The following is an 11,908-nucleotide window of genomic DNA, read 5'->3' as shown; positions in this document are numbered from 1 at the left end:
GTGCTTACGGCAGAGCTCACGGGCAGAAACTCCGGCTTCGGCCTCGCGGAGAATACTGATGATCTGTTCGTCGGAAAAACGCGTCTTCATGGGGATGTCCTCAAGTGGCTTATGAAGACATTACTAACATCGCGGTGTGTTAATCAACGGGGAGCAGGTCAGTGTTGGTATAAACGTTACACCTATACAGAACGGTCTCGGGTCAGGTACTTCAGGTACATTTGAGCGTGTTGGGATTGTTGGCTACAAGTACAGCTGGATTCTGACCGAGATGAATTATACATCTCTGACTAGTTGCTACAGTGAAGATTTGAGAACACGTTACGCCTTTTCTATTGCGCGGTGCAATGGAGTGAACATTAACACTTATGGAATTGAAAACCTGACCGTGGTTTCCGGTGATGGACGACTTTGCGCTATTGTAGATAGCCAAGTGACATTTAACGGACTTCAGGCTTCGTACAACATCAACTTATCTGGTGTTAGTGCAATAACTGTTTCAGGTAATTCGCAGGTAACCATTAATGATCTATTCATCGTTGCAGTTGGTTCCGCCTATGTCCCGCTTCAGACTGACAATACCTCTCGCGTCCGTATGTTTGGTTTTAAGTCAACTGGGCCGACGCCATTAGCTAACAATTTAGGATCGCAAACAATCATCTATGCTGACCAGGGCAGGACTGAATGTGTTAGCTTTCCCGGGAACTGGAATGGCGGATTCCTGAGAATTGGGGCTATTAGATTATGGGATGATGGCACAGGGTTGAGAATAAAGCGAGGCTCAGACCCTGCAAACATCAGTGATGGTACGTCATTGTAACGAATTCGTGGCTGGGACTGGACGCCAGCCCGCTTTTATTATTCTCTTTCCAATCATGATGAACGGCTTTTCTAGATATTCATACGTTAACCAAGAAAATGTTACTGAGGCGCATACCATGTATGCAAACCTGGATATTCCACTAGTTTTTTCATACATAGGAACGTAACTAGAGTAATATGTCATCACATAAATCACAATGACGTGCGTTAAATAAAGTGAGTAAGATATATCACCAAGAACCGTGAGGATTCTACTCTTTCCGATATCATGGGATTGTTCGAAGAGCATCAATCCAACAATTATTGCTAGCCCCCACATGCCATAATTTAACGGACCGGATCCAATTCTGAAATTGCTAAAATAGCAAATAAAAACAAACGAAAGGCAAGTGAATAATATAATTCCGGAGTGTTTTGCTAAATTAACATTGCTCACAAGTTTATGTAATAACATTCCATATATAAACTCAATCAACATTGGTGATGCAAAGAAATTAAGCATTGTGATGCTAGTTCCGTTTAACAGCATGTCTCCTGAAAGGGATATTTCATCGTTGTAAATACTCTGAAGTATAATTCCTGGCAACAATAGAAGAGCTGATGCAATTAAAACTCTATGGTAATGATTGATAGACATTGCAATTACGAATATCATATAAAAATATAGTTCATAAGTGAGCGTCCATGCTGTATATAGTACGTTATAACCAAAGAATGGGCCGTGCATTGAATAGTTGGTATGAATTAGCAATGCTGATTTTATTAATGATGATATTTCAATTGGTTTAATGTAATTGACGACTAAATAACATAATAATAATGATGCTATAAATACAGGGTAAATGCGAAAAAATCTTCTTAAAATAAAAGAGCCAGCAGAAGATCGTTCCTTATCGTGTGTTGAGTAAGAGATGATGAAACCGCTTATGATGAAAAAAAGGTCTACTCCTGCCTGCCCGTTAAGTAGCAAAAAGTTGCCTAAATCCTTAATTCCAAACATTCCATTTAGCATTTGCCTTGCATGAAATCCCACTACCAACAATGCGGCGATGCCGCGGAGATAGTGTATTGATTGAATTTTGTGATTGTTCATTATCAGACCATGGTTAGGTGGCTAAAATCATCGTGACAACATACATTTAGATAGTTTCTCAATAATATCACTATATCTATACTTGATCGACTACAGCAAAAAGTAATGCTGTATGTTTATACGGTTATTTTGTGAGGTGACTATGCCACGCACAGCAGACATACACGCCGCTTTAGTTGCGGTCATACAGCTCAACCCTAAGGGATATCGCTATCTGAGCACAGACAGCTTCATCGAGAAGCTGCGTGACTACAACTGGCACTTTACCCGTTCAGACGCCAATGCATGGATAGAGCGCTACCAGCCAGACTTCACAGATAAGACGACTGACGGGACAGACAACCACTACTGGATCCTTCGCAACATGGGGAGGGTTCACTGATGGGATTCCCTTCACCGGCAAAAGACTATATCGAACCCCGTATCGACCTTAACGCCATATTCATCCGCCACCCTGCCGCCACGAAACTGGTTGAGTACGACGGCATGACGTACGTCGTCGATGCAGCAATAAAGCCCCGGGATGGCTCAACGCTGTGTTATGAGTGGTTGGGTGAGCATGGCATAGGAAAGCTGATGGGCGCTGTGTGATTACGACCGAAGGTGATTCGATAGAGGGGGATGCACTGGCAGAGCTAACTGTGATCGGAATAGTCGTGGCTGCCGTAGTTCATCTCTACGATAGTAATGGGCGGGTGATTTGAGCAGTAGCACACTGGTTGCACAAAAAAATACCGCAAAGCAACGCAAACCCGACGATGTGAGCGTTTAAACTTTGCGGTATGCATCTGCAAAACCACGTATCAACCTGAATTAACCTAACTATCAGTCAGTTGAGACCGACATCATGAACATGCAGGTTTAGCAGACTGGCAACGAGCACTGAACAGGGCCGGCGATCGTTGGCCCTGCCGTTTTAACAGCAGCGGATCCCACAGGGGCTCCTCTGGCGCAGCCCTGCCCGCCATGGGATATGCACGCCGTGCAAATTTACCTCCCCCGGTCACAAATCCTGCAACCCCCCCCTGTATTTTTCCCTGCCACTGCCGATAACTTTCAACAGCGTTCCTGAGCGCGTGCTGACCCGCGCCGGCTGACAACAATGAATCATCACCTTGAGGTAGACATGGATAACTTTCAAAAAGAGATAGACGAGAGAGCGAATCTCGCATTATCGAACAAGTTCGAACTGTTGTTATTCCGTCTGGGGTCTGCTCATCAGGAAGATAAGCCAGAGTTATTCGGTATTAACGTCTTTAAGCTGCGTGAAATTGTACCGATGACCACCATCACCCGTGCGGCAGGTATGAAGTCACCGCTGCTCGGGATGGCCAATATTCGCGGTCAGTTGATCCCGGTTATCGACCTGCCTGCGGTGGCTGGCTGCACCCCAGCCACCGGACTGAACCTGCTGCTGGTCACTGAGTATGCCCGCAGCACGCAGGCGTTTGCGGTAGAATCGGTAGAAGATATCGTGCGTCTGGACTGGAGTCAGGTTCATGCAGCGGAGTCCGGCGTCAGCACGCGTAACATCACCAGCATCGCCTGTCTGGATAATAACAATAATATGGCAATGGTGCTGGACGTTGAGCAGATCCTGCATGATGTCATTCCTTCCGTGCGTGAAGTGAAAGAAGACGACATCAAGGTGAAAACTTTCAAGCTGAAGCCGGGGGCGATAGCCATTGTGGCGGAGGATTCGAAGGTGGCGCGCCAGATGCTGGAGCAGGGGCTGAAAGCCATGGGCATCCCGGCAGAAATGCACACTACGGGCCTGGAAGCGTGGGAAAAAATTAAAAAACTCTATCGCGAAGCACAGGAGGAGGGCCTCTCCATCCATGACAAAATTGCGCTGGTGCTGACCGACCTTGAAATGCCAGAGATGGATGGTTTTACACTGACTCGCAACATTAAAAGCGATCATAATCTGAAAGGACTGCCGGTGGTGATCCACTCTTCCCTGTCAGGGAGCGCCAACGAAGATCACGTCCGTAAGGTGGGGGCTAACGGTTATGTGGCCAAATTTGAGATCAGCCAGCTGTCAGCGGTGATCCATCAGGTGCTGGAAGACGCCGTGTACTGACGGTCGGAAGCAGGGAGGTGAGGGCGTCAGATGGCTCGCCTTCCTGTGTGTAAACGGTAGCGGCAACAGTTTATCAAGACATACATCAGAAAAATTCACTTATCACCAGACTGAAAAATCCTAAAATGACAGCAGGCATTGTTTAACGGAGACTGGAAGGCGTGGAGGGAGAGTATCAAAGGCGTAGGGCACCCGTAGGGACCTGATACGACTGGCGACCTTTCTCACTGTGGTTCCTTCATCAGAACTTATGGATAAAGACAATCTGCAACACCCCCCGAGTCCCCCGACCGATCCGACTGCCGGGCCTTCTCCTGCCGGTCAGGACAGGGCCCATCCTCTCAGCGTGGATATGGACGGCTGGGTACTTACGCCAGCACAGCGGGCGTTTATTCAGTCATTCCTTAGCGATGATGACAGCCAGGCCTGACCCAGTAACGATCGGGCCGCCCGCGCGGCCTGGTTTTTTACTCCGCGCTCATGGCCTGAATCGCCGCAAGGCAAAACGTGCAGGCCGTCCGGTGACCCGTGCCGGGCAAGCCACAGTGCGCACACTGCGGTAACGCGCCTCCCGCTCCGCGCATCTTCTGGCTCAGTGTAATCTCCGCTCTTTCCCCCAGCAGCGTGCCAATTTTGCGCAACAGCCTTTTCTCACGCTGTCGCGCGGCGACAATCTCTGCCCGTCGTGCTTTGTAGCGGCTGCGACAGGTACCGAAGGGTGCCGCCGTTTTCCAGAATATCGTTGCCATAAAAACCTCCGGTACAGGAAGCAGCGATCTGATCCCCGATGTGTGACAGGAAATATCCCCTAAGCGCTGCTGATGTTTTACGCTTATAAAAACGATAGCCAGGGTTATTATCAATATCAATGGTTATGAGTTAAATAACCTATGCTATCGATGTATTTTGTTGAAATCGTTGATTTTAAATATTTTATTGTCATTAATTGTCAGTTTTATGGCGAACATGTCAAAAGCTTTACTAATCTATTCAGTTATATCGAAAGATGAACACTGTCAGGGTCATGATGAGAGGGCGCTGATGGTTTACCGCGAGGAAAAACTGATGGTATCTGTGTTATTCAGGGTGTCTGGCGGTCACTACGAAGAGACGATCCTGCCGGAGCAGGACGTCAGCGATTACCGCCGTAAATCGCGGATGAGGAAGATAGCGACGCCGATAAGCAGGACGTCGCCGGACAGTTCTACTGCAGGCAGTCGGGGGTCATCAACGGTTAAAAAACCGTTGGAAGGGCCTTCCAGGTAACGGTACACGGAGAGCCGGCCATTCATCAGCGCAATGACTAAATCTCCAGATTCAACTGGTACATCGCAGTCGATAATGACGATGCTGCCAGCGGTGGCCTCTGCGCACCCGCTGTTGCGGTCAAGAATATAGGCACGCCAGCTTTTTTTTGCCTTCACGCCGGTGGGGACGCTCACCTGTTCACTGGTTTTTCCGCTGGTATCCCAGACCGGCACCGTAGTACCACTTTTTATTTTATCTGCCGGGCCTGATACCGCCGTGCCGCGCATTTCGCCCGACCCGTTAGCCAGCCATTCCACATTGATATCCAGCGCTCTGGCAATATCGACCAGCTTGCGCGATCCCTCTGCTTCACCTTTCGTCAGTCGCCAGATGGTAGGCTGTGACACGCCCGATGCTTTGGCCAGAGCACCTTGTGTAATTCCCATCATGGTCATGGCCGTGTTCAGCCGCCAGGCAAGTGTATTCTGTTTCATATACCAGAATTTATAGCGACGCGTATTTTTCGTCAAACACGCTTTGCTATTATTTTGTGTAATACTATTTGCTATTATTCACGCATGACATATACCTATAAGTATCGCTTCAGTGTCTCACATACCCAGAAACCGGAATGAGATCTGTCGTCAACGATGACAGGAGGGTTGCGCATGGCGCTGAATTTCCCATCGACTGGGGCAGGATCAGGGCCAGTGTAAACGTGATATTTAACGATAGTGTGGCAGCAGTCAGTCATGCCTGCCTGCACTGGCTGAATTATTTCACCGCTCTTTATCAATCAGGCCGTCCAGCCTAATCGCTGGCTCACTTGTAAGGGGGCTGTTCGTCCTCCTGACGGATGTTCCGTTGCCGCCTTGCTCTGCATGATCTCATCGGGCAGGCAGGCGTAGCGGTGTTAACGGCTGAAATGTGCTGACAACCTGTCAGTGTCTATCCGCACCGATACAGAGGAGCAGAAGATGCGAGATATCAGAATGTTACTTGAGCGCTGGGGAGGGTGGGCGGCAACCGGCCAGCCTCGCCTGGGTTACGCATCGGTTGCGGCCGGGTTCCGGGGGCTGGTTCATGCCCGGGGGACGGAGCGACCGGCCTGTGGTGATCGCGACGGTCTGATCCTTGATGGCTGCATCAGCAGGCTGAGGCAGGTGAATAAAGAGCAGCACGATATTCTGGTTGCCCACTACCTCTATCAAATTTCTCTGCGCTCGATTGCCCGCCGTCGCCGCTGCGCGGATGGCACCGTGCGTAAGCAAATTCAGACAGCGGAGGGATTTGTCTGCGGCGTATTAAGCGCGCTGGAGTGCCAGCTTGAGTGCGAAATAACGGAATGAAGACGGTGAATACGCCACTTTAAAGGGAAAGTAAAAAATAATTTACGGCCCGTTCATTGCGTACGCATTTTCTGATCCAGACTGTTAATAACCCGTTTTTCACTCTCCCTCCTTCATTATCTTTATTCACTGACGTGTTTATTTATGGCTGTTGTTATTCAGTCAGATATCTCATCACGTTTATTTAATTTTCTGTTAGCGAGGTGAACCATGAGTCAAATTATTCAGATCCTGCTTTTTGAAGAAGGTTATAAAGAACGACCGTATCGCGATACGGAAGGATTTCCTACGGTGGGCTGCGGAATAAAGATTGGGCCTGCCGGGGCTGCACTCGGTAATTATCTCTTCGCTGTACCACGAAAGGTCGGAGAGGTCTGGATGCAGACCGTGCTGGATCGCCAGAATGAAGAGATGCTCAGGCAACCCGCCATTCAGGCTGCACTGCGGCAGTGTAACCCGCCGCGTGCTGATGTGCTGTGCAGCATGGCCTATCAGCTGGGTACCCAGGGCCTGACGGCATTTAAACAGACCCTGCAAAGGGTCGCCGACGGGGATTTTGCCGGCGCGGCAGCGTCGATGCTCGCCAGCCTGTGGGCACGACAAACGCCGGAGCGCGCACGGCGTCATGCTGAGGTGATGCGCAGCGGAACCTATGAAAGCTATCAGGAGGTCCTGTGAAATTTACCCTGTTTGTTGTGCTGGTGGCTGCGGCATCGCTGGCGATCGGCCTGTTAGCGCAGTCCGGACGGGTGGCGCTGGTGAACCATGCCCGCCTGCTGGTGAAAACCTGGTCGGTCTGGCTGGCGTCAGGGGGATCGGTGCTGACCGCCTGGGTGCAGTCGTTTCCTGATGCAGCACTGAATGCCTGGGTGGCGCTGCCGGAGGACGTCAAAGCCTGTCTTCCTCACAATTTTCTCGGAATGATCGGTGCCTTTATGGTCGCGATGGCGGTCATGGCACAGTTTATTCGCCAAAAAAATCTTAACACTCAGCGCGATGCGTTGAACGGAGGCAAGGTATGAGCACACTTTTTTCTTTACTGAGCGCTGGCGGGCAGGGCCTGCTGACGGTGGGGGCGCTGCTGGCAGCGTTGGGCGCGGCCTGGTTTGGCGGTAAACAGGTGGGTAAAGCCCGTCAACACCCACTTGTCGCGGCGGCAGAGAAAAGTGCGGCGCAGACCGCCGCCGTCGCCAAAAAACAGGTGGAAAACAGTGAGGAGGCAAAAAATGTGCAAACGGCTAACGCTGTCCTTAATGATGCTGACGCTCGTCGTAAGTTGCAGCAGTCACGATTCAACGCCGACCGGGGCCGGTGAATTAATTACAGATTCGTCCTGTACTCTGTTTTCCCCTCTTTACACACACGGACAGGATGCACAGTTAATGGATATCCGCACCGTCAGACAGATTAATGCTCATAACGATCTGTGGTTATCGCTGTGCGGAGGTGAAAATAAATAAACCGTACTGAATAAATAATATTAAGGAGGTGTCAGGCCGTTCGTCGTGCTCTATCAATTTCCCTCAATCCCTTTTATTTATCCTGAATAAGGCGGCTGGCGTTTGCGTGCTGCCCGGAGGTTATTATGATTGAAGTTAACTCTTTTGCTGAATTACGAACCACCGCGCCGGTTAAAGCGGGAGATTTTGCCCTGCTGAAGCGTTATTACGATAAAGACTCCACATTTCGCGGCGGTGGCATGTTCGTGGGGTTTATCACCACGGCACTGCCGGTCGATGACGGCGGCACGTATGCGGTTGGCGCGGGTTTCTTCTGGAAACGCGTGGTCAACAGCCTGGACGAGCTGAATATCTATCACTTCGGTGGTAAGGGCGACGGCATAACCGACGACAGCGGAGCCTTTAAACTGATGCTGAACTGGGCACAAACGGTGAATACCAGCAGCCGGAATCTGGGCGTTCGCTTCCCCGGCGGCAAGTTCCTGATCAACCCGATTGATCTGTCCGCCAGCGAGATACCCTGCTTCTACCTCTACGGGGATGATAATCCACAGGGGGGGATGCCGCGAACGACGATTGTATCGAATAAATCGTCCACACCGGTGTTCAGGGTCAACGCCCGGCGCACGACCATCAAGGGCATCAGCTGGAACGGCCAGGCATCGGCGGATATCACGGCGAATAAAGGGGCGATCACCGCCGAGATGTGCACTAACCAGCAGCCTTTTTTTGAAAACATCATGGTCGCGGGCCAGACCGTGTTGATCACCTGCTTCCGCGTGCAGAACAACGGAGGGACGGCGATCAAACTGCTGGATACGCTGGACAGCAAGTTCGATCAAATCTATGCCATTAATACCTATGCACGGGTATTTGATATCGGCTGGTCCGATACGGTTAAGGGCGTCTGGGATCACTCCACGGCCATTGAGTTATCGAATGCCAATTTCCAGAGCGGTTACGGTGATGCCACGCTGATGATGCCGCGTGTCACTCAGGGGTTGATCAGTAACGTGTGGATTGAGCATACCCGCAACCCCGGCGACCTCAGTAACGGCCAGTGGCTGGTGGAGGCCTTAAGTCTGGAAAACTGCGCTAATCCGCTGAATATGGATAACGCCCGGGTGCAAATCCGCCAGCTTAATCTGCAGGCAGGCGCAACGGTCAGCCTTAATACGGCCCCGGGCCGCTGGCTTTCCGGCTATGAAACCGGCTGGCGTCGGGATGAAAGCTTCGGCACCCAGATGTCCGGCACCCTGCGTGCCGGCTGGTACAGTGGGTATAAAATTAATAACACCACTACCAGTGACAAATGGTACAAGCTGGGCAAGGTGTTTATGCCACGCGACAACCAGCAGTGGATCATTGAAATGGTGAGTAAGGTGTCTAACGATGCGGTCACCGGCACGGCGGGTAACCCGGTCAGCGCGGTCTCGTCAGGAACCAGCTATCTGGGGATCTCGCGCTGCGCGACGGCCATTTATGGTGATATCCGCCATCACGGCTCCCCGGCGGTGCTGGATATCAAGTTCAACCGCATTGGTACCACGACCTCTGAGATCTGGGTGAAACTGAAGGCCGCCAGCGGCGACACGATGTTTAACCTGAAGTCTACCGGCCCCACGCGCTTTGAGTCCGGGGAGTGTTCCCTGTTCACTCCGGACCTGGGTGAGGTCACCGATCTCACGACGATCGGGACGGTATCGCCTGCGGCAAGGATGAGCCTGCACAACGGTCTGGCAGGGGTGGGGGCGAATGAGAAAGGGGTGCTGACGGTGGCGACCACCGATGCGATTCCCCCCACGACGACGACCGCTGCCGGCTATATCACTGTTAACGTTAACGGGACGGACAGAAAAATTGCTTACTATTAATCAATGACTTAAGGCCGGGGAAACCCGGCCTTTTTTTGTCGTTTTCGCCGGAAAACAAAAGGATTGTGAACTTTCGACGTCACGCCCGGTCACAAAAGGGGTAGGCTTCTTTTAACGATGAAAGGAAATATCCATGAGTGATAACGAAAGCAAATCGCAGACTGAACACTTACGTGACGTGACTTCGCAGCTAAAAGAAATGCGCCATTACGCTCAGAATAACACTGAAACGCTGTCCGCACAGTGGCTGGCGTTCGATCAGGGGGAGTACAAAGACGCGGGCTTTGCAGAGAAAATTAATCAGTTACTGACTCAGCAAGGTGGCCTGCTGGATGCGCTTGATACCGCCATCCAGGATTTTGAAATCGAAGCGAACCGCATCGAAAACGAAGCCTGATGCTTCAGGGTCGGCCTCTCCGGCCGGCCCCGGCCTGAAACGGGTCACTGCCTTCCCTTCGCTACAAAACAAACTCCGGCCGAACCTGATTGCGCCCGCTGCTCTTGGCGATGTACAGCTGTTCATCGGCGCGAGTAATCGACTCATCCAGACTATTGACGTTATTAATATTCAGCGCACTGATGCCGATGCTGACCGTTACGCTGAGGTTGTTACCGTTGAGCATAATCACATTTTCTTCGATACTGTGGCGCAGGCGGTTCGCTAACAAAAAGGCGCGCGGCTGAGAAATTCCCTCTATTAATACCAGAAACTCCTCTCCCCCCATCCGGCACACCATCGCCGACGGCTGCAGGCACTGACGAATGCACTCCACCGTTTTTTCCAGAACATAGTCGCCGCTGGCGTGGCCGTAGGTGTCGTTGATGTTTTTGAACCGATCGATATCAATAACGAAAACGGCACCGAAAAAGCCCTTAGGCCGGTGGCGCGGAGTGACCAGCGTCTCCAGCCTGGAGGACAGGCCGCTGCGGGTCAGCGCGCCTGTGAGAAAATCATAGTCTGCACGCTTGGTAATGCGCGCTACCAGTTTTCGGTTAGACGCCGTACTCAGTGCCACAATCAGCGGGCTGATGAGCATCGCAGCCACCCCAAGGCGGGCTGATGACAGGCTGTCGATGCGGAACAGATCGTCCTTGCCCTGAATGTTCAGCACGTTGCCCGCCACGAGAATAATCTCGCTAATGCCGGTCACCAGCGTCAGGAAGCAGGTGATAAACAGCGGATAGCTGATGGCGCACCACAGCAGGGCGGGCAAGGGGAACAGCAGGCTACCGCCGCCGCCTACCCAGATACCGGTCACGGTAGTGAGCACCAGCGCTATCACCGGCAGCACCGTGCTGTCGCGCAGGGCAGACAGTAGCTGAGTCAGCTCATCGCGGCGGGGCAGGCTGATCACCAGCGGCAACAGCAGGATAGAGGTGGACATCTGTTCGGAGAACCAGGAGAACCAGGCGTTAAAAAGCTTGTCCTCGAAGTAGTGTTCGCTGACCAGCGCACCGGCCAGCGCGCACACTGCCGCTCCCAGCAGTGAGGCCGGAAAAACATGCAGCAGAGCCTGCAGGCGGCGCGGGTGTCCACGGGTGAAGTGGTCATTCAGCAGCGCCCAGCGCGCCGTAGCAATAAACAGAATATTGGCGGCATCGAGGCCTGTGGCAACGATCGCCGGGGTGCCGTAAAGGACATCGGCGCTCCACATGCCCAGGAAGAGCACCACCAGCGTACTGGGCTTGTCCAGCGAAGGAAAGCGGATCAGCAGGCCAAGAAGAATGGCATTACTTGGCCAGAACAGAGACAGCGAGGCTAAATTGCGCGATTCCAGCCCGATGGTGGACAGCAGCATGGCAAGGGCGAATAAGATGATGACCCGGTTAACGTTATATTTATAGTTTGGCATCTTTAAGCTCAGGACGATGAAAACGGGTCACTCACGAGACGGTCAGATTGACTGGCTGGTTGTAGGTTGATAACAGATCGACTTCAGGGGACTGGTGCAAAATGACGCACACAACATACGTGACAA

Annotated in this window: 16 protein-coding genes; 11 read left to right on the top strand and 5 right to left on the bottom strand. The window is 51.7% G+C overall.

Going from position 1 to position 11,908, the window contains the following annotated elements:
* On the bottom strand, nt 1-90 hold a 90-nt coding region (locus tag IFU29_RS16945), incomplete at its 3' end, for a transposase (protein WP_191934944.1).
* Between the two features lie 262 nt (nt 91-352).
* Here IFU29_RS16945 and IFU29_RS16940 point away from each other — a divergent pair.
* On the top strand, nt 353-820 hold the full coding sequence (locus IFU29_RS16940; protein WP_191934943.1) for a hypothetical protein: 468 nt from the start codon (nt 353-355) through the stop codon (nt 818-820).
* Here the strand turns inward: IFU29_RS16940 and IFU29_RS16935 are convergent.
* Nucleotides 812-1,915 (bottom strand): acyltransferase family protein, encoded by a 1,104-nt coding sequence (locus IFU29_RS16935; RefSeq protein WP_191934942.1) that lies wholly within the window; start codon nt 1,913-1,915, stop codon nt 812-814. The genes IFU29_RS16940 and IFU29_RS16935 overlap by 9 nt on opposite strands.
* A 142-nt stretch (nt 1,916-2,057) precedes the next feature.
* On the opposite strand from IFU29_RS16935, the gene IFU29_RS22530 reads away from it, so the two are divergent.
* From IFU29_RS22530 to IFU29_RS16920, 4 genes are all read left to right on the top strand, one after another.
* Nucleotides 2,058-2,297, top strand: coding sequence for a hypothetical protein (locus tag IFU29_RS22530; RefSeq protein WP_244633736.1), 240 nt, complete (start codon nt 2,058-2,060; stop codon nt 2,295-2,297).
* On the top strand, nt 2,297-2,506 hold the full coding sequence (locus tag IFU29_RS16930; RefSeq protein WP_191934941.1) for a hypothetical protein: 210 nt from the start codon (nt 2,297-2,299) through the stop codon (nt 2,504-2,506). The genes IFU29_RS22530 and IFU29_RS16930 overlap by 1 nt, the downstream gene beginning before the upstream one ends.
* Before the next feature lie 535 nt (nt 2,507-3,041).
* Nucleotides 3,042-3,998, top strand: coding sequence for a chemotaxis protein (locus tag IFU29_RS16925; protein WP_191934940.1), 957 nt, complete (start codon nt 3,042-3,044; stop codon nt 3,996-3,998).
* Between the two features lie 250 nt (nt 3,999-4,248).
* Entirely contained in the window at nt 4,249-4,428 is a 180-nt protein-coding gene (locus tag IFU29_RS16920) for a hypothetical protein (protein ID WP_191934939.1), read from the top strand.
* A 37-nt stretch (nt 4,429-4,465) separates the two neighbouring features.
* Here the strand turns inward: IFU29_RS16920 and IFU29_RS16915 are convergent, their stop codons facing one another.
* Complete coding sequence (locus IFU29_RS16915; protein ID WP_191934938.1) at nt 4,466-4,747, bottom strand: hypothetical protein; 282 nt, start codon at nt 4,745-4,747, stop codon at nt 4,466-4,468.
* A 390-nt stretch (nt 4,748-5,137) separates the two neighbouring features.
* Nucleotides 5,138-5,740, bottom strand: coding sequence for a helix-turn-helix domain-containing protein (locus IFU29_RS16910; protein WP_244633735.1), 603 nt, complete (start codon nt 5,738-5,740; stop codon nt 5,138-5,140).
* Between the two features lie 483 nt (nt 5,741-6,223).
* On the opposite strand from IFU29_RS16910, the gene IFU29_RS16905 reads away from it, so the two are divergent.
* The 6 genes from IFU29_RS16905 to IFU29_RS16880 all read left to right on the top strand — a co-directional run bounded on the left by IFU29_RS16905 (nt 6,224) and on the right by IFU29_RS16880 (nt 10,326).
* Nucleotides 6,224-6,595, top strand: a complete 372-nt coding sequence (locus IFU29_RS16905; protein WP_191934937.1) for an antiterminator Q family protein — start codon at nt 6,224-6,226, stop codon at nt 6,593-6,595.
* Between the two features lie 210 nt (nt 6,596-6,805).
* Complete coding sequence (locus IFU29_RS16900) at nt 6,806-7,273, top strand: glycoside hydrolase family protein (protein WP_191934936.1); 468 nt, start codon at nt 6,806-6,808, stop codon at nt 7,271-7,273.
* Between the two features lie 20 nt (nt 7,274-7,293).
* A complete protein-coding gene (locus IFU29_RS16895) occupies nt 7,294-7,617 on the top strand; it encodes a DUF7940 domain-containing protein (protein WP_244633741.1) in 324 nt (107 codons plus the stop codon).
* A complete protein-coding gene (locus IFU29_RS16890) occupies nt 7,614-7,910 on the top strand; it encodes a hypothetical protein (protein ID WP_244633734.1) in 297 nt (98 codons plus the stop codon). Before IFU29_RS16895 ends, IFU29_RS16890 begins: the two co-directional genes overlap by 4 nt.
* 270 nt (nt 7,911-8,180) lie before the next feature.
* Nucleotides 8,181-9,929: an amylovoran biosynthesis protein AmsF gene (locus IFU29_RS16885; RefSeq protein ID WP_191934934.1), complete on the top strand. Its 1,749-nt coding sequence runs from the start codon at nt 8,181-8,183 to the stop codon at nt 9,927-9,929.
* 133 nt (nt 9,930-10,062) lie between these two features.
* Entirely contained in the window at nt 10,063-10,326 is a 264-nt protein-coding gene (locus tag IFU29_RS16880; protein WP_191934933.1) for a hypothetical protein, read from the top strand.
* 61 nt (nt 10,327-10,387) lie between these two features.
* Here the strand turns inward: IFU29_RS16880 and IFU29_RS16875 are convergent, their stop codons facing one another.
* On the bottom strand, nt 10,388-11,782 hold the full coding sequence (locus IFU29_RS16875) for a GGDEF domain-containing protein (protein ID WP_191934932.1): 1,395 nt from the start codon (nt 11,780-11,782) through the stop codon (nt 10,388-10,390).
* Nucleotides 11,783-11,908: the final 126 nt, after the last annotated feature.

This window comes from Erwinia persicina, from assembly GCF_014838825.1.
Taxonomy (GTDB): domain Bacteria; phylum Pseudomonadota; class Gammaproteobacteria; order Enterobacterales; family Enterobacteriaceae; genus Erwinia; species Erwinia persicina_A.
Note: the sequence above shows the minus strand (reverse complement) of the source record. Positions and strands in the feature narration are given on the sequence as shown.

Coding starts and splice junctions, on each gene's coding strand:
- IFU29_RS16885 (WP_191934934.1), top strand. CDS start 8,181: ATGATTGAAGTTAACTCTTTTGCTGAATTACGAACCACCGCGCCGGTT.
- IFU29_RS16905 (WP_191934937.1), top strand. CDS start 6,224: ATGCGAGATATCAGAATGTTACTTGAGCGCTGGGGAGGGTGGGCGGCA.
- IFU29_RS16880 (WP_191934933.1), top strand. CDS start 10,063: ATGAGTGATAACGAAAGCAAATCGCAGACTGAACACTTACGTGACGTG.
- IFU29_RS16900 (WP_191934936.1), top strand. CDS start 6,806: ATGAGTCAAATTATTCAGATCCTGCTTTTTGAAGAAGGTTATAAAGAA.
- IFU29_RS16935 (WP_191934942.1), bottom strand. CDS start 1,915: ATGAACAATCACAAAATTCAATCAATACACTATCTCCGCGGCATCGCC.
- IFU29_RS16910 (WP_244633735.1), bottom strand. CDS start 5,740: ATGAAACAGAATACACTTGCCTGGCGGCTGAACACGGCCATGACCATG.
- IFU29_RS22530 (WP_244633736.1), top strand. CDS start 2,058: ATGCCACGCACAGCAGACATACACGCCGCTTTAGTTGCGGTCATACAG.
- IFU29_RS16890 (WP_244633734.1), top strand. CDS start 7,614: ATGAGCACACTTTTTTCTTTACTGAGCGCTGGCGGGCAGGGCCTGCTG.
- IFU29_RS16930 (WP_191934941.1), top strand. CDS start 2,297: ATGGGATTCCCTTCACCGGCAAAAGACTATATCGAACCCCGTATCGAC.
- IFU29_RS16925 (WP_191934940.1), top strand. CDS start 3,042: ATGGATAACTTTCAAAAAGAGATAGACGAGAGAGCGAATCTCGCATTA.
- IFU29_RS16920 (WP_191934939.1), top strand. CDS start 4,249: ATGGATAAAGACAATCTGCAACACCCCCCGAGTCCCCCGACCGATCCG.
- IFU29_RS16915 (WP_191934938.1), bottom strand. CDS start 4,747: ATGGCAACGATATTCTGGAAAACGGCGGCACCCTTCGGTACCTGTCGC.
- IFU29_RS16875 (WP_191934932.1), bottom strand. CDS start 11,782: ATGCCAAACTATAAATATAACGTTAACCGGGTCATCATCTTATTCGCC.